This is a genomic window from Polynucleobacter sp. JS-Fieb-80-E5, assembly GCF_018882015.1.
In the GTDB taxonomy this organism is placed as follows: Bacteria; Pseudomonadota; Gammaproteobacteria; order Burkholderiales; family Burkholderiaceae; genus Polynucleobacter.
Genome location: NZ_JACVPH010000006.1, coordinates 1 through 23,066 on the forward strand (window position 1 = coordinate 1; position 23,066 = coordinate 23,066).

At 44.7% G+C, this 23,066-nt stretch carries 25 protein-coding genes and 1 tRNA gene; 19 read left to right on the forward strand and 7 right to left on the reverse strand.

All coding sequences use genetic code 11. From position 1 onward, the window contains the following. The coding region (locus ICN44_RS09490) for an IS3 family transposase (protein WP_216205431.1) at nt 1–96 on the forward strand (96 nt) is incomplete at its 5' end. An 88-nt stretch (nt 97–184) separates the two neighbouring features. Here ICN44_RS09490 and ICN44_RS09495 read toward each other — a convergent pair. Next, on the reverse strand, nt 185–1,432 hold the full coding sequence (locus ICN44_RS09495) for a CaiB/BaiF CoA-transferase family protein (RefSeq protein ID WP_216263757.1): 1,248 nt from the start codon (nt 1,430–1,432) through the stop codon (nt 185–187). A 76-nt stretch (nt 1,433–1,508) separates the two neighbouring features. Here ICN44_RS09495 and ICN44_RS09500 point away from each other — a divergent pair, with 76 nt between their 5' ends. Both ICN44_RS09500 and ICN44_RS09505 read left to right on the forward strand, forming a co-directional pair. Continuing rightward, entirely contained in the window at nt 1,509–2,498 is a 990-nt protein-coding gene (locus ICN44_RS09500) for a tripartite tricarboxylate transporter substrate binding protein (RefSeq protein WP_216263758.1), read from the forward strand. A 7-nt stretch (nt 2,499–2,505) separates the two neighbouring features. Continuing rightward, a complete protein-coding gene (locus ICN44_RS09505; protein ID WP_216263759.1) occupies nt 2,506–3,303 on the forward strand; it encodes an enoyl-CoA hydratase/isomerase family protein in 798 nt (265 codons plus the stop codon). Between the two features lie 27 nt (nt 3,304–3,330). Here the strand turns inward: ICN44_RS09505 and hemW are convergent, their stop codons facing one another. Genes hemW through rph form a run of 3 tightly spaced genes read right to left on the reverse strand, consistent with a single transcriptional unit; the run spans nt 3,331 to nt 5,850 of the window. After that, the gene (hemW, locus tag ICN44_RS09510) at nt 3,331–4,518 is read right to left on the reverse strand and encodes a radical SAM family heme chaperone HemW (protein WP_216263761.1); all 1,188 of its coding nucleotides are present in this window, start codon (nt 4,516–4,518) and stop codon (nt 3,331–3,333) included. Then, nucleotides 4,511–5,101 carry an RdgB/HAM1 family non-canonical purine NTP pyrophosphatase gene (gene rdgB, locus ICN44_RS09515; protein WP_216263762.1) on the reverse strand — a complete coding sequence of 197 codons (591 nt, stop codon included), beginning with the start codon at nt 5,099–5,101 and terminating at the stop codon, nt 4,511–4,513. The genes hemW and rdgB overlap by 8 nt, the downstream gene beginning before the upstream one ends. Before the next feature lie 8 nt (nt 5,102–5,109). Further along, nucleotides 5,110–5,850, reverse strand: coding sequence for a ribonuclease PH (gene rph, locus ICN44_RS09520; protein WP_216263764.1), 741 nt, complete (start codon nt 5,848–5,850; stop codon nt 5,110–5,112). A 68-nt stretch (nt 5,851–5,918) separates the two neighbouring features. On the opposite strand from rph, the gene ICN44_RS09525 reads away from it, so the two are divergent. The 4 genes from ICN44_RS09525 to ICN44_RS09540 are packed head-to-tail and all read left to right on the forward strand — an operon-like array spanning nt 5,919 to nt 10,133. Beyond that, nucleotides 5,919–6,848, forward strand: a complete 930-nt coding sequence (locus ICN44_RS09525) for a YicC/YloC family endoribonuclease (RefSeq protein WP_216263766.1) — start codon at nt 5,919–5,921, stop codon at nt 6,846–6,848. A 16-nt stretch (nt 6,849–6,864) separates the two neighbouring features. Continuing rightward, a complete protein-coding gene (gmk, locus tag ICN44_RS09530; RefSeq protein ID WP_216263767.1) occupies nt 6,865–7,503 on the forward strand; it encodes a guanylate kinase in 639 nt (212 codons plus the stop codon). Between the two features lie 44 nt (nt 7,504–7,547). Beyond that, nucleotides 7,548–7,751 (forward strand): DNA-directed RNA polymerase subunit omega, encoded by a 204-nt coding sequence (rpoZ, locus tag ICN44_RS09535; protein WP_011902918.1) that lies wholly within the window; start codon nt 7,548–7,550, stop codon nt 7,749–7,751. 15 nt (nt 7,752–7,766) lie between these two features. Next, nucleotides 7,767–10,133 carry a RelA/SpoT family protein gene (locus ICN44_RS09540; protein ID WP_216263768.1) on the forward strand — a complete coding sequence of 789 codons (2,367 nt, stop codon included), beginning with the start codon at nt 7,767–7,769 and terminating at the stop codon, nt 10,131–10,133. Nucleotides 10,134–10,155: 22 nt separating this feature from the next. Here ICN44_RS09540 and greB read toward each other — a convergent pair whose 3' ends face one another. Beyond that, nucleotides 10,156–10,656 carry a transcription elongation factor GreB gene (greB, locus tag ICN44_RS09545; protein WP_216263769.1) on the reverse strand — a complete coding sequence of 167 codons (501 nt, stop codon included), beginning with the start codon at nt 10,654–10,656 and terminating at the stop codon, nt 10,156–10,158. 18 nt (nt 10,657–10,674) lie between these two features. Here greB and ICN44_RS09550 point away from each other — a divergent pair. The 3 genes from ICN44_RS09550 (at nt 10,675) to ICN44_RS09560 (ending at nt 12,591) form a co-directional block, all read left to right on the forward strand. Then, nucleotides 10,675–10,751 (forward strand) — tRNA-Arg (locus ICN44_RS09550). A 496-nt stretch (nt 10,752–11,247) separates the two neighbouring features. Next, the gene (locus tag ICN44_RS09555; protein WP_216263771.1) at nt 11,248–12,117 is read left to right on the forward strand and encodes an AAA family ATPase; all 870 of its coding nucleotides are present in this window, start codon (nt 11,248–11,250) and stop codon (nt 12,115–12,117) included. A gap of 9 nt (nt 12,118–12,126) precedes the next feature. After that, complete coding sequence (locus ICN44_RS09560; protein WP_216263772.1) at nt 12,127–12,591, forward strand: polymer-forming cytoskeletal protein; 465 nt, start codon at nt 12,127–12,129, stop codon at nt 12,589–12,591. Here ICN44_RS09560 and ICN44_RS09565 read toward each other — a convergent pair. After that, nucleotides 12,588–13,553 carry a M23 family metallopeptidase gene (locus tag ICN44_RS09565; protein ID WP_216263773.1) on the reverse strand — a complete coding sequence of 322 codons (966 nt, stop codon included), beginning with the start codon at nt 13,551–13,553 and terminating at the stop codon, nt 12,588–12,590. The genes ICN44_RS09560 and ICN44_RS09565 overlap by 4 nt on opposite strands. Before the next feature lie 107 nt (nt 13,554–13,660). Continuing rightward, on the reverse strand, nt 13,661–14,452 hold the full coding sequence (locus tag ICN44_RS09570; protein ID WP_216263774.1) for an SPOR domain-containing protein: 792 nt from the start codon (nt 14,450–14,452) through the stop codon (nt 13,661–13,663). A gap of 359 nt (nt 14,453–14,811) precedes the next feature. On the opposite strand from ICN44_RS09570, the gene ICN44_RS09575 reads away from it, so the two are divergent. The 9 genes from ICN44_RS09575 (at nt 14,812) to ICN44_RS09615 (ending at nt 23,029) form a co-directional block, all read left to right on the forward strand. After that, a complete protein-coding gene (locus ICN44_RS09575; RefSeq protein WP_216263775.1) occupies nt 14,812–15,789 on the forward strand; it encodes a tetratricopeptide repeat protein in 978 nt (325 codons plus the stop codon). Between the two features lie 33 nt (nt 15,790–15,822). Then, complete coding sequence (locus ICN44_RS09580) at nt 15,823–16,842, forward strand: murein L,D-transpeptidase family protein (protein WP_216263776.1); 1,020 nt, start codon at nt 15,823–15,825, stop codon at nt 16,840–16,842. 237 nt (nt 16,843–17,079) lie between these two features. Beyond that, nucleotides 17,080–17,535: a CBS domain-containing protein gene (locus ICN44_RS09585; RefSeq protein ID WP_216263777.1), complete on the forward strand. Its 456-nt coding sequence runs from the start codon at nt 17,080–17,082 to the stop codon at nt 17,533–17,535. Between the two features lie 52 nt (nt 17,536–17,587). Then, nucleotides 17,588–19,204, forward strand: a complete 1,617-nt coding sequence (locus ICN44_RS09590) for an EAL and HDOD domain-containing protein (protein WP_216263778.1) — start codon at nt 17,588–17,590, stop codon at nt 19,202–19,204. A 73-nt stretch (nt 19,205–19,277) separates the two neighbouring features. Continuing rightward, on the forward strand, nt 19,278–20,324 hold the full coding sequence (locus ICN44_RS09595) for a fumarylacetoacetate hydrolase family protein (protein ID WP_255537577.1): 1,047 nt from the start codon (nt 19,278–19,280) through the stop codon (nt 20,322–20,324). Nucleotides 20,325–20,381: 57 nt separating this feature from the next. After that, entirely contained in the window at nt 20,382–20,747 is a 366-nt protein-coding gene (locus ICN44_RS09600) for a hypothetical protein (RefSeq protein ID WP_216263779.1), read from the forward strand. Between the two features lie 26 nt (nt 20,748–20,773). Further along, nucleotides 20,774–20,980 carry a hypothetical protein gene (locus ICN44_RS09605; RefSeq protein WP_216263780.1) on the forward strand — a complete coding sequence of 69 codons (207 nt, stop codon included), beginning with the start codon at nt 20,774–20,776 and terminating at the stop codon, nt 20,978–20,980. A 184-nt stretch (nt 20,981–21,164) separates the two neighbouring features. Beyond that, nucleotides 21,165–21,551: a hypothetical protein gene (locus tag ICN44_RS09610; protein WP_216263781.1), complete on the forward strand. Its 387-nt coding sequence runs from the start codon at nt 21,165–21,167 to the stop codon at nt 21,549–21,551. A gap of 176 nt (nt 21,552–21,727) precedes the next feature. Then, on the forward strand, nt 21,728–23,029 hold the full coding sequence (locus ICN44_RS09615) for an EAL and HDOD domain-containing protein (protein WP_216263782.1): 1,302 nt from the start codon (nt 21,728–21,730) through the stop codon (nt 23,027–23,029). Nucleotides 23,030–23,066: the final 37 nt, after the last annotated feature.

The following is a 23,066-nucleotide window of genomic DNA, read 5'->3' on the forward strand; positions in this document are numbered from 1 at the left end:
GAATATATCGACTATTACAACCATGATCGGATCAAACAAAAACTGAAGGGATTGAGCCCGGTTAATTACCGAACTCAATCCCTCGTGCTAACCTAATTAAACTGTCCAACTTTTGTGGGTCAGTTCATGCGGAGTCCTTTTTGATTATCTTTTTACTTAATCATTATGTTTATTAAGCTGCAAACTAGGGTGCAAAGGCACCACCCGCTTCAAGAGACTTCAGTTCATCACCCGCAATACCGAGCTCAGCAAGAAGCTCGCTCGTATGTTCGCCCAGCAAAGGAGGGTGGCGATACACCTGTTGTGGTGTGCCATTCATTTTGACGGCAAAGCCAATATTAGGAACTTTGCCTTCTACCGGATGATCAATCTCCATCCGCATCTTGCGATGGCGGCCATGCTCACTATCAAATGCTTCTGGATAAGTATTAATTGGACCCGCTGGGATACCTGCATCTAGTAGTGCGTTAACCCATTGATCCGCAGATTTATTGGCAAATGATTTTTCTAATTCGGCGGCGAGCTCTAGGCGATTAGCTAAGCGTAGTGGATTTGTTTTGAAGCGGACATCTTCAAATAATTCGGGGCGTTCAATCTTGTCGCAAAGCAACTTCCATAGTTTCTGATTGGTTGCTCCCATCACAAAATACCCATCAGCAGCTTTCATGGCCTGGTAGGGGGCGCTCATATGATTGGCTGTGCCAAGCTTATAGGGTTCAACTCCGGTACCCCAGTATTGAGCGGTATCCCAAATGGAGAATGCCAAAGCGGAATCAAAGAGTGAGGCATCAATAAACTGACCTTCACCCGTTTTCGTTTTGCCAATGTATGCCGACAATATTCCGTATATCGCAAAAAGTGCGCAGCCAATATCAGCTACCGGAACGCCGGCTTTAACTGGAGGACCATCTGGATATCCTGTAACGCTCATGACGCCAGACATCGCTTGCGCCATGAGATCAAAACCAGGGCGATCTGCCCATGGGCCAGTTTGGCCAAAACCAGAAATGCTGGCATAGACCAAACCAGGATTGATATCTTTTAAAGAGGCGTAATCGATTCCTAGTTTTTTCATAACACCAGGCCGATAGTTCTCCACCAAAATATCAGCGGTTTTGACCAGCTCGAAAAATACTTTCTTACCAGCCTCGGTTTTGAGATTTAAAGTGAGACTGCGTTTATTGCGGTTCATGTTCAGAAAGCCCATGCTATCTGAACCTTTCATCTTGAAACCCATTGCGCCACGTGTCTGATCACCGGTACCAGGAGGCTCAATTTTGATGACATCCGCACCAAGGTCGGCCAAGAGCATGCAGCAGTAAGGGCCGGCCATGACCTGGCTGACGTCAAGCACACGTACTCCTGAGAGGGGTAATGGTCTTGATCCATCACGCGCGCTATTTAAAGTGTCATTTATAGGTGTTTTCGTCATTGTCTCGTTGCTTCTTATATGTTTAGAATTAGCTTCTAATAGTATCAAACACAATAAAAACAATATTGGAGACTTTATGTTGCTTAAATCGCCTCAGTGGGCTGTTCGTAGTTTGCTCGCAATTACGTTAGCCACGAGTTCTTTCTTTGCTCTAGGTCAGCAGTCCTACCCAACAAAACCAATCCGACTGATTGTGGGTTTTGCACCCGGTGGTGGTACCGATATTGTTGCACGAGCCCTTGCTCCAAAAATGGGTGAGATTCTAGGTCAAAGCGTGATTGTGGAAAATAAATCGGGTGCGGCAGGGACAATTGCAGCCGATCAAATTGCTAAAGCAAATCCTGATGGCTACACTTTGCTGGTAGGGCACTCCAATTCCAATGCGATTGCACCATTTGTTCTTACTAACGTTCAATACAATCCCGCAACGGATTTCACTCCCATTACTTATTTGGGATATGTTCCTAATGTTTTAGTAGTGAAGGCTTCTTTGCCTGTGAACTCGGTATCACAATTGATTTCCCTTGCTAAAGCAAATCCAGGTCAGATGACTTATGGTTCGTCTGGTATTGGCAGTACGCAACACTTAGCAGGCGCTTTGTTTGCTAAGATTGCCGGCATTCAGTTAAACCATGTGCCCTATAAAGGTAGCGGTCAGGCCATCATTGATTTGTTAGGTGGTCAAATTACGATGAACTTTGATACCTTGCCACCGAACTTGCAGCAAATTAAAGACGGCAGCTTGAAGGCTTTGGCAATCTCCACCCCAAAACGATTATCTATTCTTCCTAACGTACCTACGTTTAACGAAGTGGGTATTACAGGATTTGACGTTACCAACTGGTACTCCATTATGGGTCCAAAGGGTATGGATCCAGCAGTTGTGAACAAGATTGACCAAGCTGTTAAAGCCGCCATGGCTGATCCACAAATTAAAAAGACGCTAGATTCACAAGGCTTGCAGCCTGAGGGGCCAGCAACACCTGCTGCATTTAGTTTGTTCTTGGCTGGCGAACTGGCTAAATACCAGCGTTTAGTAAAGAGTCTGAATATCAAGGCTGAATAAGCGTTTTATGACTGAACAAAATAAGGTGGGCAATATTGCACAGGTCTTATTAGAGATACGCAGCCATGTTGCCCACATTACCTTTGATCATGTAGCAGCCCGTAATGCAATGACAGTAGGGATGTATCAAAGCCTGAAGTCGATCTGTGAGGATATTGCCAAGAATCCAAAGATACGTGTAGCTATCTTGCGCGGCGCTGGCGGCAAGTCTTTTATATCCGGTAGCGATATAGCGCAATTTGCTAGTTTTAAACAGGGGCAAGACGGCATTCGCTATGAAGAGGGTATTGATGATTACCTGGGTCCTCTTGCCACCTTGCCCATCCCAACAATTGCCGTTGTCGATGGTATGGCTGTTGGGGGCGGATTAGCAATAGCCAGTTGCTGTGATTTCCGGATTTCAACTCCCGAAGCTAAGTTTGGCGTACCTATAGCCAAAACACTTGGCAACTGTTTATCTGCTGGAAATGTTGCTTGGTTAGTTGCTCATCTAGGTATCAATATTGTTAAGCGTATGCTGCTTCTTGCGGAGATGATTACTGCTCCAGAATTACTTAAGCAAGGATATCTTTTAGCAACATACGAACAAGAGCAGCTAGGTCAAGAGGCCGTCAATCTCGCAGAGCGACTGAGTAAGTTAGCTCCCATTACCCAAAAATCTAGCAAGCTGGTATTGGCAAGATTAATTAAAAACAATCTGCCCGACTGTAGTGATCTGATCAGTGAAACCTATGGCAGTAATGATTTCCAAAACGGAGTTGCTTCATTCTTAAAGGGTGAGTTACCTATTTGGACGGGTAGCTAGCGCTCAACGCACAGCAACTAAAGCGGTTTAATCCAAAAACAGCTCTTGAAGATTATTCAGGTAGCGCATACCTAATGGAGTGGCTTTCAGTTGACTGGGATTCTCATCCAGCAATTGCTTATTACTAGCTTCAGCTAGGCCTTTGCTAATCACGTTTAAAGGCAGACCAGTTCTCTCGCTGAAAGTATTGGTAGCAACGCCATCTGTCAGTCTTAGGGTATTGAGCATGAATTCGAAAGGCAGATCCTTGGCTTCAAGAACCCTGGATTCTATTAACGCATTACCTTTAGTTTCCATTGCATGCATATAACTGTCTGGATGGCGTTCCCTTACTTGGCGAGTAATTTTGTCTGGAAAAGAAACTTTTCCATGAGCGCCTGCTCCAATGCCAATGTAATCACCAAAGCGCCAGTAATTTAGATTGTGTTTGCACTCTTGGTTTTTCTGCGCATAGGCAGAGACTTCATAACGTGTGTAGCCTGCCTTGCTGAGTAAATCTAAATTCTGCTCAAAAATGGCATCCACTTCATCATCGCTAGGCAATTGCGGAGGAAAGTTTGCAAAGTAGGTATTCGGTTCTAGCGTGAGATTGTAGAAAGACAGATGGGGCGTTTTAAAAGAAAGCGCCGTCTCAATATCCGCTTTGGCTAACTCTAATGTCTGCTTTGGAAGTCCGTACATCAAATCCAGATTCACCGATTTGAAGTGTTTCAAGGCGATTGCTATTGCGCGCTTGGCCTCCTCGCCATTGTGTATACGGCCCAATGCTTTGAGCTGCTCATCCTGAAAGCTTTGAACTCCAATCGATACTCGATTAATGCCTGCCTTTGCAAATCCGGCAAATTTATCGGCCTCGATGGATCCTGGGTTTGCCTCCATCGTAATTTCAGCATCAGGCTCAAGATTCACTCGAGCACGAACGGCACAAAGTAATTGATCCATGCCTTTGGCTGATAGCAGGCTTGGCGTTCCACCACCAATAAAGATGCTGTGAACCTGACGCCCCCAAATATTAGGCAATTCAGTTTCTAGGTCAGCAATCAGTGCATTGATATAGCGCTGCTCATCAAAGCCCGCCTTACTATCGCCTTCTTTAATTTGATGTGAATTGAAATCGCAATAAGGGCATTTCTTTTCACACCAAGGAAAATGAACATACAAAGCCAATGGAGGCAATGCAGTCAGCGTTACTTTGTTGGGGCTGGAATTAAGCACGGCTTTTGAGTTGTGCAATCAATTCACGTAGCGCTTGACCCCGGTGACTGATTGAATTCTTTTTTTCTGGCTCTAATTCAGCAGCGGTGCATTTTTGATCCGGCAAAAAGAAATAGGGGTCATACCCAAAACCATTGCTACCAGCAGCTTGCTCAACAATCTGCCCATACCAACGTGTTTGCACAATGATAGGTTCAGGATCATTTGCGCTATTCACGAAAACCAATGCGCACACATAATGTGCACCTCGATCTTTGTAATCTTTTAAATCTTGAATGAGTTTTTGATTATTGGCGGCATCATCACCTTGCTCACCCGAATAGCGAGCTGACAAAACGCCAGGCTGGCCATTTAAAGCATGGGCACAAATTCCGGAATCATCGGCTAATGCTGGTAAGCCAGATGCTGTGCTAGCGTGTCGCGCCTTAGCAAGAGCGTTTTCCACAAAGGTGAAGTGGGGCTCTTCTGCAGCAGGAATGCCTAATTCACCTTGGGGGATCACTTCAAAGTTCAAGGGCGCTAATAGTGCCTGAAACTCTTTTACCTTGCCGGCATTGTTAGATGCGAGAACGAGTTTTTGCATGTCGATCTTTATTTCAATGCATCGCTTTGCATTTTGGTGAGCTCTTGAATGCCTTGCTCAGCTAAGTCTAGGAGTGCATTGAGTTCTACCCTTGAAAATGCCGCACCTTCAGCTGTGCCTTGCACTTCAATCATGCCGCCTTTACCGGTCATGACAACATTCATGTCGGTATCGCAAGAAGAGTCTTCTGGGTAATCCAAGTCCAACACTGGAACGCCTTGATAAATGCCAACAGAAATTGCAGCAACACTATCAAGTATTGGGTCTTTACTCAGTGCGCCACTTTTAAGAAGTTGGTTTACTGCATCTCGAGCCGCAACATAGGCGCCAGTAATTGATGCGGTGCGTGTTCCGCCATCAGCCTGTAGCACATCGCAATCGAGGTGGATGGTTCTCTCGCCCAATACTTTTAAATCAAAGACGCTACGCATGGCACGGCCAATGAGGCGCTGAATTTCTTGAGTGCGACCAGATTGTTTGCCGCGGGCAGCTTCACGATCGCTGCGGGTATGGGTGGAGCGGGGTAGCATGCCGTATTCAGCAGTAACCCAACCTTCGCCAGAGCCTTTCTTATGTGGAGGCACTTTTTCGAGGATGCTGGCAGTACACAGCACCTTGGTATCCCCAAAGACGATTAATACCGAACCTTCAGCATGCTTGGTAAAGGCTCTAGAAATGGTCACTGGGCGCAAATCGGTGGGCTCACGGCCGCTAGGGCGGGCAATATTGGCTGGGTTTGCTGTACTCATGGAAAGGGGGTCCTGTGGTGTTAGGGTCTGGATCGGGTCTAGTTCAATAATGAATCTACAATGTCCATATGATATCGAGCATGACTGGTTATGGCAGCGCTTCTCGCCAAGTCTCCCTAGGAGCGGGCGTAGTTGCTGATCTGCAGGTGGAATGTCGGGCTGTTAACAGCCGCTTTCTGGATCTAGGATTTCGTCTTCCGGACGAGTGTCGTGGGGCAGAGCCTGCCTTGCGAGAACTGGCTACCCAAAGCCTATCGCGCGGAAAAGTCGAGTTTAGAGCGGCATGGCGAGTCAATAGTGCCGCAGCAGGTGCTGCAAAAAGTAATCCCCACGCCCTAGGTGCAATTAGTCGAGATCGTCTTGATGCCCTTTATACCCTTCAGGAGAAAGCCCAAGAAGCTTTTCCAAAAGCCCAAGAATTGAGTATTGCTGAAGTGTTGCGTTGGCCTGGTATTGTTTCCGAGCCTCGGGGTGAAGAGGATGGTTGGATCACTGCCACTGTCGAGGCTGGGCGCGCAGCCCTAGCAGCCCTCATGGAGAGTCGTCATGCCGAGGGTAAGGCCTTGGTTGGTGTACTTACCAGTATCACTGGCAAGATGCGCGATATCGTTAAAGTAATTGAGCCTAAAGTTCCTGAATATGTAGCCCAGTACCAAGAAAAGCTCACAGAGCGTCTTGCTGAAGCGCTAGCTGCTCAAGAACAAGCCAAGGCGGGCGCTGAACTGATGGAGCGCATTCGTCAAGAGGTTGTGCTTTATGCAGTACGCATCGATGTAGCTGAAGAGTTTGCGCGCTTAAAGACCCATCTTCAAGCGGTAGACACTGCACTTGCAGGCAAAGGCCCTGTTGGTAAGCGTTTAGATTTTTTGATGCAAGAGTTGAATCGCGAAGCTAATACCTTAAGTTCCAAATCTGTATCAGAAGAGTGTACACAAGCAGCTCTAGAGCTCAAGTTATTTATTGAGCAAATGCGTGAGCAAGTTCAAAACCTCGAGTAATCCTTTTTATTGATTTATGACTAACGCTACTTCGACACCATCCTATCAAGGCAGCATGTTGATGATTGTTGCGCCCTCAGGCGCAGGAAAATCTTCTCTGGTTAATGCCTTGCTGAAAGACGAAGCCGGGTTGAAGTTATCTTTATCAACCACAACGCGTGCACCACGACCTGGTGAAGTAGATGGCAAGGATTACCGCTTTCTGACAAAAGAAGATTTTTTGCAAGAACGTGATCAGGGACATTTTTTAGAGTGGGCAGAAGTCCATGGTCATTTTTATGGGACTTCAAAGCCTTGGATTGAATCTCAAATGCAAGCTGGCAGTGATGTCATGTTGGAGATTGATTGGCAAGGTGCCCAACAAATTCGGGAGTTAATACCCTCTGTGCAGTGGATCTTTATCTTCCCGCCATCCATAGAGGCTTTAGAAGAGCGTCTACGTAAGCGTGGTCAGGACGATGAAGCAACGATTCAACGCCGCTTGGCAGCTGCCCATGTAGAGCTTTTGCATGCTCATGAGGCAGATTACATCGTGGTGAACGATTCTTTTGACCAGGCTTTGGTCGATTTAAAGCACATCTTAGCTTCCAGCCGTCTGCGCTCTGGCCCCAGTATGGCCAGAAATCCAGCCCTTTTGAAGCGCCTCGGGGTCTAATCAGTTATCCTATAGGTATTGAAGCTAAATTAAGTGAGTACAGCATGGCACGTATTACTGTAGAAGATTGCCTTAAAACTATTCCAAACCGTTTTGAACTGGTTTTGGCTGCGACATATCGTGCTCGCCAATTAGTACAAGGTCACTCCCCACGCGTTGAGTCCAGAGATAAAGCTACCGTAGTTGCATTGCGCGAAGTAGCTGCTGGTGTGACTGACCGTGACATGTTGACCAAAGTACCTTTGTAATTAAGGGGTTCCGGTGTGGAGCTCCCTTTAGGACTAGCCAATACATCGGAAAAAGTTGGAAGCATCTCGTCTAAGGATGCTTCGCTTGACTCATCACGAGACTCAGCTCAAAGCGGTAAAAAATCCATCATTGCGAGTTTGTTGGCGCAATCGAGTCGTCATTTGTTCGGTCCGACATCTGCGCCCAACCTTCCTCTAAAGCATCAGGTAGTTTCAATTGAAGGATTGCTGGCAAAGCTTTCCTATCTAAAGCCTGAAGAAATTGCGCAGGTTAAAAAGGCATTTCAGTTTTCTGATGCTGCTCATCTAGGTCAATACCGTCATAGCGGCGAACCTTACATTACCCATCCTGTTGCTGTAGCCGAGTTATGCGCAACATGGCGCTTGGATGCGCCATCCATCATGGCTGCATTGATGCATGATGTGATTGAGGATACTGGCTGCACTAAAGCAGATTTGGTTGAAAAGTTTGGCAATAAGGTGGCAGAGTTAGTTGAAGGCTTAACCAAACTCGATAAATTAGAATTTCAAAGTCATGCGGAGGCGCAAGCAGAGAGCTTTCGCAAGATGTTCATGGCTATGGCGCGTGACGTGCGTGTCATCTTGGTCAAACTTGCTGACCGCACCCACAATATGCGCACCCTGGACGCTGTACCCATGGAGAAGCGCCGTCGTGTAGCCGCTGAAACAATCGAAATCTACGCACCAATCGCCCATCGTCTTGGGTTGAACATCATTTACCGTGATCTACAAGATCTCAGTTTCCGTTACTCAATGCCCATGCGTTTCCGAGTCATTGAGGGCGCTGTTAAGCGTGCACGCGGCAACCGCAAGGAAATGGTGGAGAAGATTTTGCAGGCTTCACGCATGGCCTTTGCTAAAGCCAATTTAGAGGTTGATCTGCGCGGTCGTGAGAAGACGCTCTTTAGCATCTATACTAAGATGCGCTCAAAGCATTTAAGCTTTTCGCAGGTATTAGATGTGTATGCATTCCGGGTTACCGTACATTCCATTGATGAATGCTATCGCGCACTCGGTATCTTACATTCTCTATACAAGCCCATGCCAGGGAAATTTAAGGATTACATTGCGATCCCCAAATTAAATGGCTATCAATCTTTACACACCACTTTATTGGGTCCTTCAGGTGTGCCGGTGGAGTTTCAGATTCGTACAACGGAAATGCATGCGGTTGCTGAGGCGGGAGTAGCTGCGCACTGGGCTTATAAAGACGGCTCTCCTGATATGAGCGAAGTACAAAATAGGGCTCATCAATGGCTGCAGTCCTTGATTGATATTCAGGATAGCAGTGGCGACTCTCAAGAATTTTTGGAACACGTCAAAATTGACTTGTTCCCAGATGCGGTTTATGTATTTACACCTACTGGGCAGATTAGGGCGTTACCAAGAGGTGCAACTGCTCTAGACTTTGCTTACTCCATTCATAGTGATCTGGGAAATACCTGCGTAGCCGTCAAAATCAATGGCTTGCAATTGCCTTTGCGTAGTGAGTTGAAGAATAGCGACATTGTTGAAGTCATTACTTCAGCAAGTTCACAACCCAATCCTGGTTGGCTGGCATTTGTACGAACCGGAAAAGCGCGCGCTGCTATACGACATTCCCTTAAAACAAAACATTACTCTGAATCACTTCAACTGGGCGAGCGTCTTTTAGCAAATGCATTACGTCAGCAGGGCGTTGATGCTGCCTTATTAAGCCCAGAAATTTGGGAAAAGCTAACGCATTGGACAGGTGATAAAACTCGCGAAGAAGCTTGCGTCAATATTGCTTTAGGCAGACGCTCACCTCAGGAGCTCGCTATTCGTCTCAAGATTTTGATTGATGATGAAGGAGGTGCTGAGCAAATGCGTTTAGGTGTTGCTGATTGGGTTGCACCTAATCAAGAGGCTAGCCACCATCATCAACGCCAAGCTATCTTAGTCGATGGGCGTGAGGGTAATTCGATTCATTTCCAAACTTGCTGCCATCCCATTCCAGGCGACAACATCATTGGTTACCTTGGCAAGGGCGAAGGATTGCAAGTTCACACCAACGATTGTCCGGTGGCATTGCGCATGCTCTCTAAGGATAGCGATAAGTGGGTCGAGGTTGAGTGGGGCAAAGAACTGAATCGCGAGTTTGAATTGGATCTAGCAATCGATACGCGTCAGGGTAAAGGTGTTTTGGCTAGAGTGGCAAGTAGCGTTACCTCTGCAGACTCCAACATCATGAATGTTTCTATGGAAGATCGCTTCAAAGAAGATTCGGTCACCATTCGCTTTACGATCCAAGTCTACGATCGTTTGCATCTCTCTAAAGTGATGCGCAGTCTGCGCTCTAATCCTGACGTTATGCGGGTAACGCGTACTCGATCTGCTTAGGCTAGCCTAAGTTATTCAGTCCTTAAAGATATTGAACATCTAAAATCTCTATTTCAACCGGTCCAGTTGGAGTTTTGATAAAAACACAATCTCCAATGCGGGATTTAATGAGGGCTTTTGCTAAAGGTGAAACCCAGCTAACATGCCCCTGATCCAAATCAACCTCATCCACACCAACAATGGTGATCAAAGTCTCCTTGCCGGCCTGCATACCTTCTAAGGCCGCATAGGTCACGGTTGCTCCAAAGAACACCTGTTCGGCATCATGTTCACCAGCTTTTCGAGTGGAATTATCAACAACCACAGCAAATTCGAGGCGTTTATTGAGTAAACGAATTCGTCTATCGATCTCCCTCAGGCGCTTTTTTCCATAGATATAGTCGCCATTTTCCGATCGATCACCGTTACTGGCTGCCCAGTGCACAACCTTCACAACCTCTGGTCTATCAAGGTTTAAGAGCTGCAGGAGCTCGCTCTTGATGCGTTCATGACCTGCGGGTGTAATGTAGTTCTTCTCTTTCATGGCATAATTATGGCTGTTGCGGCTGTAGCTCAGCTGGATAGAGTACTTGGCTACGAACCAAGGGGTCGTGGGTTCAATTCCTGCCAGCCGCACCAACTATAAGGGCCTCCTGTCGGGGGCCCTTACCTTTTATACAGTAGATCGCCTTTTGTACAATAAAATAAATTTGTGTCTTGAGCATAGCTTTTACGATAGCGAACAATTCCCAGGGGTGTCCAATACATAATTTGAAGCCTGCTGGTTTGCCACCGGAGAGTTCGCGTAAGTGCTGAACAAACGCCATCATTTCTAATGAAATATATTTTGTAGACCCCATTAGTTAGCGGGAACAGTCTTTTATCAGTCGTTAAGCCTCAAATAGTTTTCCATCAGGGGCAAAATAAGCTAGCTTATTTTAATTGTGTCAACATCCTAGTAAGTCTATAAATGTAAGGATATTGATGACATTTCCGACAACGATCCTCCCAAATGTTAGTTTTTAAATTGAAGAGTGATCTGCAATACCTTAATTTTTAAGAAATTTGTTGCAAATTGTGATGCATAGCAATAGGATGAATATCCTATTTCAGCAAAGCAGAGCAAGAGATTTTCATGGAAACAATAAAAATACTCGTCACAAACCGTAAGGGTGGAGTTGGTAAAAGCACGATTGCCGCTAATCTTGCTGCATACCTAGCTCTTCAAAAGGGCTTGAAAATTTCATTGATTGATTACGACGAGCAAAGTTCATCTTCTGCCTGGATTAAAAAGGCTCCTAATATTGGTATTGAGACTTTTCGAGCTGAGATGTCTTATCAAAGTGCTGGCATTACACTATTGAGCGCCAGATCTTCTTTGCGTAAATTTTCAACAGGTTTTGATGTCAGCATTTCGGATCTTACTTGGACGCCAAATATGGCGGAGAATTTCATGCATGATTTCGATATCATTTTAGTTCCAACTTCAACTTCGAAATTTGAATTAGCTAGTACCGAAATATTTATCTTGGAATATGTATTACGCAACACCCCTTTTATTGCGAAAAATAAACAAGCAATCATGGCAGTTCCTAGTAGAGTCGAAACTAATTTTGCAGAAACCAGTATTTCTACAAATCTTGCTTCATTGAAAATGTGTTACGTCACTCCTCCTGTATTGCGTGCTAATGATATTGATAACTTTGTTTATGAAGATTTTTTCTGCGTATCCAGCAATGCCACTATCTCAAATTACTTTTGCCGCTTTGGGGAGTTTGTGGCCCAACAGATTTTAGATAAAAGGCGTGAGCGTGAAGCGCCTACTTCTAAATTGGGCTCCATTTATTCTGGTCTAGGTAAGGGTATTTTGATATTAGATCGCTACCGTCAAAACAAAAAATTATCAAGCATGCAAGCTCGTTCTCAAGGTCATGCACTGAAGTCTAGTGAGTTGATTGATAATACTTCTGCGTCTATTCCTGCCTTTCTGATAAAGCAAAATTAACGAGGTACGATGATGTTTGGTAAAAAGAATAAAGAGCACAAGTTTTCTGAACCGTTGATTGAATCATTTGGAACCATCATTGGGGGTGCTACAGAATTTCATGGCTCCTTAATTGTTTCTGAAAGTGTGCGAGTAGATGGCAAGATTTTCGGCAATATCGAGGAGCGTGCTGGCCAAAGAATCACCATAGCTATCGGTAAAGGTGGTGAAGTGCATGGTGATATCTTCGCATTCCGAATTCTCGTTGCTGGCATGGTGAATGGAAACACGTATGCACATGAAAGAGTGGAGTTGCATACAACCGCCAACGTTCATGGGGATGTTACGTATGACACCATCGGCATTGAGCCAGGCGCCACACTCAATGGTCAAATGATCTCGAAAAGGGCAGAGCCAAACTCTAGTTCCGACTCAGCTACGCAACTGCAAGATACTATCAACAAGATCAAGCAAGACGCAGGAATTTCTTCTTAGTTCTCTTTAGCTGCTGCTGGCTTAGTGAAAGCCAAGACATCCATTGGATTGAGTAGTGTGCCGTTCTTATAAATACTGAAATGTAAATGTGGCCCTGTAGAGCGGCCAGTATTACCGACCTCTGCAATGAGTTGACCGCGACTGACTACGTCACCTTGGTTTACTAGTAGTTTTTGACAATGAGCATACAGACTAGTGAATCCCTCAGTATGTTTTATTTCAATCACGTTTCCAAGTTCTGGATCCTGCTTTGCCTTAATGACGGTGCCATTACCTGCAGCCAAAACTTGAGTGCCGGCTTTTGCATTGAAATCAATGCCAGGGTGAAAGGCAGGACTGTTAGTGATCGGGTCGACACGTGCACCGAAATTGCTACTTAAGCCGTAGCCTGCGGCTAATGGTGGTTTTGTAGGCAGAGGAATTAGGCGCTCATACTTCTCAAGCCAAACCTCTTTTAGGGACTGTATTTTCTGATTCAGACTCTCTGTGGACTCTAGGGTTTTACTAAGATTAATTCTAAGGCCAGCATTTTCGTCAAAATTCACTTGATAAGGGAAAAGGGGTAGATAAGGACCGCCTTTGCCTGCGCCCGCTTCATTATCCTTATCTTTGCGTCTTTCCTTTAAAGGGAGTGGTGTTGCTAGCGCAGCATACTGTTCGTTAATCTTACTTAGGGCGTCAATTTTCTGGTCCATTGCCTTTAGGTTGCCTTGGAGCTTGGCAAGTTTTTCACGATATTCGTCCTCAAGGTGATAAAGCTCTTCAGAGGTAATGACACCACCCATATCGCGTGCCATGCCGGGATCAAATTTGATGGCGACCCTAAAACCCAAGAAATAAACTGCGCTTCCAATCATGATCAGCAGAATACCGAGTGCAGCAGTAAAACGTGTTAACTGCGTCTTAGTAATATTAAATTTTCTACAGTGGGAGGTTGCCCCTGAAATCCAGATGATTTGCATAATGTAATTCGATGTTTGAAATAAAGGAAGGGCTTAGCTTGCTTGCTTTGCTATAGCGTCACTCGCTATGGTCTTAAATGGATGCGTCATTTTCATATTACAAACGCTCAGTTCTTTGAGGCTTCGATGATTGAGGCGCTAATACCTTGGCTAGCGAGTTTTTTAGATATTGCTTCAGCACTCTGTTGTGTTGGCAAGGGCCCAATGCGCACGCGGAACACATTACTACCATTAATTTTTGCAGGATCAACAAAACTTGTATAGCCCTTTTGATTAAAGGCTGCAACCTGATCATTGGCAATCTCTTTTGTGAAAAAAGCGCCAGTTTGAATAAAGTATTTGGAGTCACTGGAAGGGTTTGCAGAGGCTTTCTCTGGGTTTGAAGTAGAGACATTTTGTGTTGCAGCCAATGGAGTTGTGGTTGCTGGAATTTTTTCAGATGGCTTGATGGTAGTTTTAGGAGGTGAGGCTTTGATGGCTGCCTCACTCCTATCCGCATTGCTTGCCTCAACTACAGTCGTTTTTTTAAGCGAGTCTTTTGAGCCATCGTCCGCCCCAAAGCGGACAATCTTGCGCACCACGCTAACGGAATATTCATTCTTGGTTTGAGAGTTTTCCAGCTTGATCTCAGCAGTACTGCCTACTTTGCCACGAAGCATATTCTTAATATTGCCTGGATCCATTCCTTTAAGACTTGATCCATCGACGCTAATCATGATGTCATTAACTTGAATGCCAGCCTGCGCTGCTGGTGAATTGTGCTCGACATACTTAATGACGATCATCCCATCGGCGTTTTTGGTGTAGCGAACCCCAACAACACCTTGCTTCTCGCTATCGGCATTTTGAGCAAAAACCAATTGTGTAGATAAAAGGAGGATGGCGATAAGGTATTTCACGTAATTACGGGCCTTAGATGCTAGGTTTTTTGCGAGGTTGCAAGAGAGGGTTATTTTAATGTAGTTGGTGATCGATGATGCTCGTCTTGCTGGCTTTTGAAAAGACAGAGAAATTCTTACAATCAGTGGGTAAAAATGCCCCTTTATGGAGCAAAAATTTAAAGGTTCATATGAGGGGGCCGATTGGGTCAGAGCGCTCTAAAAGACTGTTCGCATTGATAGTTTTTGCAAAAATGCTAAAATTGACGCGTTTAATTGTCACATTCCCCCTGATGCCATCCATTTTGACTGAAATTCGCTTATCTAGAAAATTGTGCCTAGCGCACAAATTCATACAATTTTTTCAGGGTGCTCTTTTATTGTTTTTTGTAAGCATTGCTCCTGCATTTGCTTATGTTTCTCCACAGCCTCTAGAAAATCTTCTATTAAAAGGCGATTCAAAAGCAGCTCTTGCACAAGCTGATGCGCTTAAGAAGGATTTATCACCGGTTGACTATGCCAACACTAAAGCCTCAGCTTTATTAATGTTGGGGCGCTGGCAAGAGGCTGCTAACCTTTTAGAGCCATATTATGAAAAGGACCACACAAATCTATTGCTGGCCAATAATTACGCAGTTGCCTTGTGGGGGATAGATAAAAAAGATCAGGCGCGCAAGGTTTTAGAAACCTCCCTCAATACTGCGTCGCCTGCATTCAGAAGTTTGCGTAAAATTTATTCAGCTCAGGCAGCTGAGGCCTATGCAAAAGCTTTAAATGAAAAAAATTTGTCTCCTCCACCCGTTCTATTAGCAGGCTCTAGTGGCGGTACTGATTTGGTGGATAAGCCGGTAGTCGTTACACAGGCTCCCAAAGCCCCCGCACCCCCAACGCCCACAGTGACGGCAGCAGCTCCAGCACCTAGTACCCAGGCGCCCAAGACAAGCCCTGTAGCTACCCCAGTTACAGAGGCGCCACCAGCTAAGGTTGCAGTAGTCGAGAAAGATGCTGCACCTCCTCCGCAAGAGCTCGAAACCATCAATGCAAATATGAATGGATGGGTTAAGGCATGGTCAAGTAAAAACGTGAAATCGTATTTGGCTTATTACTCGCCAAGTTTTTCACCTGACAAAGGCTTATCCTATTCAGAGTGGTATGAGCAAAGGAAGCAAAGGGTCGCTAAACCAGGTGCTATCAATGTTGAAATTAGCATCATGAAAGTGGTTAAATCGAAAGGCAAGATTGTTGTTACCTTTAGGCAGAAGTACAACTCTGCAAACGTCAATACAAATTCTGTGAAGTGTTTGGAATGGGTAAATGACAAGGGAACTTGGTTGATTGCTCGTGAATTTAACAAATAACTCTCACCTTGATAGCGGACACCTAAATTGCGCTTGAAGACCTTATTGATCGCTGGCTTTTTGATAGCCCCAATGCTTTGTTTGGCAAATGGCGATGCTACTGTTCGTCAGGCCACTCAAGAATTGGTTCGCAATGGTAATCTCGACAAAGCCCTAGACTTATTAAATAAGTCTGAAGTTGAGTATCCCAATTTCCGTTTGGCAACATTTATGCGTGCTGAATTATTAACTGCGCTTACCGGCGGGGCAATTGCCAATAAGTCTACGAGCGAGGTGCGGGATGTTGAAGCCCCTCAAAATTTATTATCGGAGCTTCAGTTAAGAAATTCCGTTATCCCTAATTTGACAGATCTTCGCCCAGCTCAGGTTCTGAAAATGCCTAAGAATGCAGATGTCATTTTGGTTGATGCCTCCATTTCTCGCGCCTATCTTTTGCGCAATAAAGATGGTGACCCTGTCTGGGAGAAAGATTATTTCGTCACTATTGGTAAATTAGGTGTAGGCAAGAAAAAAGAGGGTGATCTCAAGTCACCCTTAGGCGTCTACTCTGTCACGATGCAGATCCCTAAGCAACAATTAAGGTCCATCTTTGGGGCTGGTGCACTGGAATTAAGCTTCCCAAATGCGCTCGATAAGAAGTTAGACATTAGCGGTTCAGGAATTTGGTTGCATGGTGTGCCCAAAAACACTTACAGTAGAGCCCCTAAGGCCTCTGATGGATGCCTTGCTTTTGCCAACGATGATGTCCGAGAAATTATTGAGTTAGCTAAAAAACGCCAGATCCATGTGAGTGTGGTTCCTTCAGTTCAATGGCTAAAGAAGTCTGATTGGAATGCGCGTTCAGCTCAGGTCAGCAACGAAATCGCAGCATTTAGGGCCGAAAGCCTAAAAATAAAAACTTCTAGACCACCTGAGGCAATTTATGCCCCAGAGTCAACATCCACCTTGGTGATTGATCAGCCGATTGGCCAGGCACAGGGCTCCCCAGTCTACAGAGAATATTGGGATAAAAACGGCAATAGCTGGACCTTAAAGTTCAAAAGTCGTACTTAATAAAATACAAGCATCCTCTAAAACAGCATTTGATGCGCCCCAGCTTATTTAGGATTTTCCCTAATATTGATACAAATCCATGCTGATGGGGCTAAGATAGTCTTATATCAAGGATTGCTGTTTGAATTTGTATTAAAAAGTCTATTGCTTAGATAGAATCTACAATGACCAATATTGTTACTTGTTGGGTGCTCCAGCGCTGATATTGCTCTCCAGACACAAAAGGATAAGCACTGTATGCCATTAGTAAAAAATTGCTTGGCTAATAAATCGAATACACTCATCTCAGTGAAGCCCTCTGATTATGTTGTAAAAGTATTAGAGCTAATGCGCGATAATTTAGTGCGCTCGGTGTTGGTCATTGATTCCGAAATGTTGGTGGGAATTATTTCTCAAGGGGACTGCGCTATTAAAGTGCTGCTTCCTGGCCTAAGCGCTAAAGAAGTATTGGTCAAAGATGTGATGACTGCTAATCCAATCTCAGTTGGTTATGAAGATGATTTGCGTGACTGTATGCAAATCATGATTTCTAAAAGAATTCGTCACCTCCCTGTAGTAGATGGGGGTGTGGTTAGAGGGGTGATTTCTGTTGGGGATGTGGTGAAAGATACCCTCGAACACAGAACTGGCCAGATCAAATTTTTAGAGCGCTACATTAAAGAGTGGGATAACTCACAAAATGCTGATAAATAGCCTACTCAATACATTATTCATTAGAAAGACATTCTTTTTAGTAAGAAATTAAATGGCACTCTTTGGTAAAAAAACTCAGTCCACTCCTGTTCAGGCACCCAGGGAGCCTGAAAAAGTAGCTCCGGAAAATTCCTATCTAGGGCGCGAACCAATTATTGATCGTGACCAAGCCATCATTGGTTATGAACTTTTCTTCCGTCCAGGAACCACTCTCAAAGCCAAAAGAATTAACGAACGCAATGCGGTCTTGGCTCAAATTGCTAAGCGTCTGGCAGAAGATCCTAAGGCAGAAGTCACTTATCCTGATGAAATTACGGATGCCAATTTGCGGGATGACGATGGTAATGAAGTCAAAGAAGTCACGCTTAGTGAGATGCTTTATGCACTCAAGACAAAAGGTGTAGCTCAGTCACTTGGCCAGCATCTTGGCTTTATCAAAATCCACCCTCATCAATTGGGAGATGAGCTTCGCGGTATTCCTGCCGTGAAGTTTCCTTTGCAATTGGATTTAGCTGAGATCCTGGAGGCAATTCAAAAGGAAGCTTCTGAGGATGAGGATCTAGAGGATAGCAAGAAAGATGTCAAAAATCCTGATGCTTCTGATGAGCCTAAGGTGCCAGAGATTATAGAAAAGCTCGAAAAGCTAGCGAACATCGGGTACAAATTTGTACTTACTGGTTTGACAGAAGTGTTTGATGGCCTTGAAGATATCTTGCCGAAGTTTCGTTATGTCAAACTTGATATTCACCAAGTTGAGAATGCGGCAAGTCTGATCGAAGTCTGTAAAGCTACGCCTTTACCAAGAGATACGAAGTCTCCTGCAAAGAAGGGGGCAAAGACTGGTGATGATGGCGCTGTAATGAAAATGATTGCAACCCATGTAGAGACTCCAGAAGATTTCCATAAGACCCGTGACTTGGGTTTTGATGCTTACGAAGGCTTCTATTTTATTAAGCCTGATCCAGAACTTTCATTACATCGCGGTGATGACTATCGCAAAATATTAAAGCTTCTTACTTTATTGCTTTCATCTCCCGAATTACATGAACTTGTCGATGAGATTGAGTTGAACCCAGTAGTGGCAAAGCATTTAATGGTGATTGCGGAAGTGGATGCTGGCAGAAAGCGAGCCAAGCCAGAAAATATTCGAGATGCTGCGGTGATTTCTGGGGTCAAACGCATTACTCGTTGGACTCAATTATTGTTATATGCAGATAGTAAGGCTAAGGTCTCACTAGAGTCGACTCCTTTGCTTCAATTGGTTTGTGTCAGAGCTTTCTTCATGGAATTAGCATCTGGTAAATTACCTACCGGAGCGGGCTTGGGCTCTAGCGATTTGGCATTCTTAGTAGGCGGTTTATCCTTGATTGACAATCTCTTCGATGAGTCTAGTCGAGATATCCTATCTAAATTCAATTTGCCTGGTGTTGTTGTGGATGCCATTGCCGATCGCAGTGGCGTTTTGGGCGGTTTATTAACTCTTGCCGAAGCTGCTGAAATTGGTGACTTAGAAAAATGCCAGCAGCTGTGCTCAGGAGAATTGGGATTGCTTACCTTAGATGATGTTGCCCAAGATTCTCTTCTGGCTATTAAAACATTCGTTGCCCAAACTCAATTGGCTCCGGATGACGACGTTTGGGAACAGGCAGAAGCTCCGGTTGATGAGTAACTAACTAAGTTATTAAATTAGTGGCTTAATTAGCCGTTAAACTATCATAATCACTAATCAAGCTGGAGCAAACATGAGTGCACGTCGCCACTTTATAAAGACCTTTTCTTTATCTGGAATCGGTATTGTGGCAGCCTCAACTTTGGGATTCTCTTCTGATGCTGCTGCGCGCAGATTTAAATTTGCCAAAGAGCAAGAATCCTTTAGTGGTCCCCATATCATGGTTAAGAATGCCAAGATCCTCTCCATTAAAAATAGTGATGGTTCTGAGACGATGGGTGTCATCAGCCCAAAAGGGGTGATCGACATTCGGGCTGTCTCTAAGAAGCTGAATATTGCTGCTCCATACACTTTGGATCAGCTGCTACAAGAGGGTAACGCCACTGCATTTAATAAAGTCGTAGCTGGCGCTGATAAGTCCGGGGTGCCCTATTTAATGGAATCGAAGATTCGGTATGGCAGACTTTTTAAGAATCCTGGAAAAATTATTTGTGTTGGAATCAATTACCGACTGTATGCAGAAGAGGTTGGGGTAGCCAAGCCAGCAGTTCCTGCCTTGTTTAATAAGTATGACAATAGTCTGGCAGCCCATCATTGCGTTCTTGAAATACCACCACCCGATGTTTCTTATAAGCTAGATTACGAGACCGAGCTCTTAGTGGTGGTTGGAAAAAAGGGCCGCAATATTCCTGAGTCTGAAGCCCTTAATTACGTTGCTGGCTACTGCACTGCAAATGACTTTACTTCACGTGATTTGCAGCTTGATCTTCCAGGTGGACAATGGATGATTGGTAAAACGCTAGATCAATACGCACCCATTGGCCCCCATTTTGTGACCGCTGATTTGGTGGGTGACCCAAATAACTTACAAATACAGACCTTTGTAAACGGTGAAATGCGGCAGAACTCCAATACTTCAGACTTTATTCACAATGTCCAAAAGCTGCTTGCTTATATCAGCACCTACTGGGCGCTTGAGCCAGGCGATATTATTTTCACCGGCACCCCCCAGGGCGTTATTGCGAATATGCCTAAAGATCAACAAGTTTGGCTGAAAAAAGGCGATGTGGTTACCAGCGTGGTGGAAAAGCTTGGTGAGCTCAAATTTACTTTGGGATAGTTGCTAAAACTAGGTTCGAGAGTAGGATAGAGGTCTAGATTGATCTAAAGGAATAAAATGATGAAGCTCAAACTATTCGTAGCCCCAGTTGCTCTAATCATGCTTTCTTCCACTGGCTTTGCCGCTGAAATTGGTGGGGCAGGGGCCCGAGATATTGGCCGTGGTGGCAATAATGGGAACAACGGCTACGGCAACAATAATAACTATGTCGTAGTTCCATATGACGCAGGCAATGTTCCGGGTGCTCCCAATAGCAACCAGCCCGTTACTGTGATGAATGGCCCAAACGGCTCTACCCAAACCCAAGTTGGTACCACTACCTACTATTCTCCTGGCGGTAGTTCAGTTACAAACGGCAATCGAACCATTTATTCCAACGGCTCAAATTGTGTGGTGCAGGGCAACAAAAAGACCTGTAACTAGCTTTAGCTGGAAAAATTGACAGCGCAATGGACCAGAGAACTCAAATCGAGACCCTTTTGCATGATTTGGGTCAGCCTTTGTTGGCCATTCGCTTAAATGCTGAGCTGTTAATGCACTCTCTTGGTGAATCTGGTTCAGATGCCAGCAAGAAAAAAATCCAAGCTATTTTGCATGCAAGCCAAGAATCTATGGATATTGCAGCTCAGCTAGGAAAGTTAGATATAAAAAAATAGTCAATTAAATCAATTGCTTAATATTTATTAATCATAAAATTCAGAATTTCTTGAAATTGGGCTCAAGTTTTTAGTTTGAGGGCCGTAAAAGATGGTGAGGGCTTGTAAGTTATGTAGGTCCGGGTCGAAACCTCACGGTTTCATTGCAAAGATTTGAAAGGATAGCCAGGTTAAAGGAGCTTATATGAATATGCAAATAACTCCATCTGCTGCTGTTTCTAGTTATTCATCAGCCAGCGAATCACAGGCGCGCCAAGGTTACTTGGGCGCTTTGGCTGCTGCTTTGCGCAATGGTGATGTGGTTGCTGCTCAACAGGCCTTAATTGAGTTGCGTGGTGTTGGTGGTGGCGTTAGCCCTGATGCTCTCTTTGAGAAAATTGATAATTCAATCAAATCAAGCCGTTCTGATGAAATCAAGTCCGCATCTTTGGCTTTGGATGAGTACAGAAAAACTGGCCAAACCGACCCATATAACCCAAGTGAAAAAGCGCCTGGCGCCAAAAAAGACCCTATGCCAATTCAGCTAATGGCAGCCTCCGGTACGGGCACCTTGGTCAATATCAAGGTTTAATAGTAGTTCATTAGGCTTAGTTTCAGCTTAAGCCTTGAATCTTGAGAATAAGGCCTAAAAAGTCGCTTTATTCTTCAATTTGAAAATCTCTTCGCTCCTCTACATTGGTAGCTTATTTATCAGGATAGCCAAAGTCCGTCCATTTGCTGACTGGGGCCCCTTTAAACAAGGATCATATGATTGCGACAACTGAGTCTTCTGCGGATTTAAGTACCTCCGAAATTTTTCTTGCGCGCAATTCCGTATTCGATAGTTCGGGTAGGGTGATGGCTTATGAAATGCTCTTTCGTTCCCGTGAAAGCGTGGATGAAGGGCGTCCTGATGATTTAGCAACTAGCACCCAGGTGATCGTCAATTCGATGAGTCATTTTGGTTTAGAGGGAGTGCTTGGTTCTGCTGATGGTTTTATTCATGTGACTGAGAAGTTGCTCATGAGCAATACCTTAGAGATTCTTCCTGCTCAGCGCATCATTCTCGAAATCATGCCTGATGTTTCCTTAGGCTCAGAAATGCTCAAACGTTTGCAAGAGTTAAAAACGGCTGGTTTTCGGATTGCATTAGTAGATTCTAGTTTGGCTGACGCAACAGAATCAAAGGGAACGTTAGAGAGTATCGATACTATCTTGCCTTTAATTGACATTATTAAGGTAAATTTAAAAACAACTTCTCCTGAAGATATTCTGCAATTAATGGAGCGTGTGCGCTTATTGGCAAAGCCGATTTTTTGGGCAACGCAAGTTAAGACAGGCGAAGATTTATCAGCTTGTAAAGCGAAGGGCTTTAGCTTATTTAGCGGCCCTTATTTTTCCCAGCCTGTGGTGATGCGCAGTAAAAAACCCCAAGCATTGCAAGTAAGTCTCATGAAGATTGTAGGACTGCTATTTAAAGACGAAGGTATTGCGACTTTAGAGCCTCTTTTTAAGGCTAATCCTGATCTCACATTAGGCCTGTTTCGTTTAGTAAATTCCGTTGGTGTGGCAGGGCATTTACAGATTAGTTCTGTACGTCAGGCATTAGTTACCTTGGGACAAAAGCAACTCTTGCAATGGATGCTACTGTTAATTTATACGGAGGCTGGTAATGCAGCTACCTCAGAGCTGCAGCGCCGAGTGGTAAATCGTGCTCGCTTAATTGAGCTCCTCTCGCAGCATGAAGATATCACCCAGCCTGGATTAAGTGACCAGGCTTTTGTAGTGGGACTACTTTCTTTGGCGCATAAGGTGACTGGCCAAACTATGGAAGAAGTCCTTAAGCATATCCACCTAGCAGAGCATTTGCAAAATGCCCTTTTGCACCACGAAGGGATTTTGGGTCAATTGCTAGTCTTGACTGATGCCATTGAGGCGGCTGACTTTAGCCGTATGGAGGCCTCTAGAAGCCATTTAGGAATTTCTGCACAGTCCCTAACAGACTTACAGCTTCAGGCTATTGCCTGGACGAACGAGCTTGATCGCCAAATGAGCTCGATGAAGGGCTGATTCACAGGTATATTTGTCATTTTCGGCAATTCTATAG

Coding starts and splice junctions, on each gene's coding strand:
- ICN44_RS09565 (WP_216263773.1), bottom strand. CDS start 13,553: ATGCAAATCATCTGGATTTCAGGGGCAACCTCCCACTGTAGAAAATTT.
- greB (WP_216263769.1), bottom strand. CDS start 10,656: ATGAAAGAGAAGAACTACATTACACCCGCAGGTCATGAACGCATCAAG.
- ICN44_RS09495 (WP_216263757.1), bottom strand. CDS start 1,432: ATGACGAAAACACCTATAAATGACACTTTAAATAGCGCGCGTGATGGA.
- ICN44_RS09585 (WP_216263777.1), top strand. CDS start 17,080: ATGCCATTAGTAAAAAATTGCTTGGCTAATAAATCGAATACACTCATC.
- ICN44_RS09600 (WP_216263779.1), top strand. CDS start 20,382: ATGATGAAGCTCAAACTATTCGTAGCCCCAGTTGCTCTAATCATGCTT.
- ICN44_RS09555 (WP_216263771.1), top strand. CDS start 11,248: ATGGAAACAATAAAAATACTCGTCACAAACCGTAAGGGTGGAGTTGGT.
- rdgB (WP_216263762.1), bottom strand. CDS start 5,101: ATGCAAAAACTCGTTCTCGCATCTAACAATGCCGGCAAGGTAAAAGAG.
- rpoZ (WP_011902918.1), top strand. CDS start 7,548: ATGGCACGTATTACTGTAGAAGATTGCCTTAAAACTATTCCAAACCGT.
- ICN44_RS09590 (WP_216263778.1), top strand. CDS start 17,588: ATGGCACTCTTTGGTAAAAAAACTCAGTCCACTCCTGTTCAGGCACCC.
- ICN44_RS09500 (WP_216263758.1), top strand. CDS start 1,509: ATGTTGCTTAAATCGCCTCAGTGGGCTGTTCGTAGTTTGCTCGCAATT.
- ICN44_RS09615 (WP_216263782.1), top strand. CDS start 21,728: ATGATTGCGACAACTGAGTCTTCTGCGGATTTAAGTACCTCCGAAATT.
- gmk (WP_216263767.1), top strand. CDS start 6,865: ATGACTAACGCTACTTCGACACCATCCTATCAAGGCAGCATGTTGATG.
- ICN44_RS09560 (WP_216263772.1), top strand. CDS start 12,127: ATGATGTTTGGTAAAAAGAATAAAGAGCACAAGTTTTCTGAACCGTTG.
- ICN44_RS09610 (WP_216263781.1), top strand. CDS start 21,165: ATGAATATGCAAATAACTCCATCTGCTGCTGTTTCTAGTTATTCATCA.
- ICN44_RS09525 (WP_216263766.1), top strand. CDS start 5,919: ATGATATCGAGCATGACTGGTTATGGCAGCGCTTCTCGCCAAGTCTCC.
- rph (WP_216263764.1), bottom strand. CDS start 5,850: ATGAGTACAGCAAACCCAGCCAATATTGCCCGCCCTAGCGGCCGTGAG.
- ICN44_RS09595 (WP_255537577.1), top strand. CDS start 19,278: ATGAGTGCACGTCGCCACTTTATAAAGACCTTTTCTTTATCTGGAATC.
- ICN44_RS09505 (WP_216263759.1), top strand. CDS start 2,506: ATGACTGAACAAAATAAGGTGGGCAATATTGCACAGGTCTTATTAGAG.
- ICN44_RS09605 (WP_216263780.1), top strand. CDS start 20,774: ATGGACCAGAGAACTCAAATCGAGACCCTTTTGCATGATTTGGGTCAG.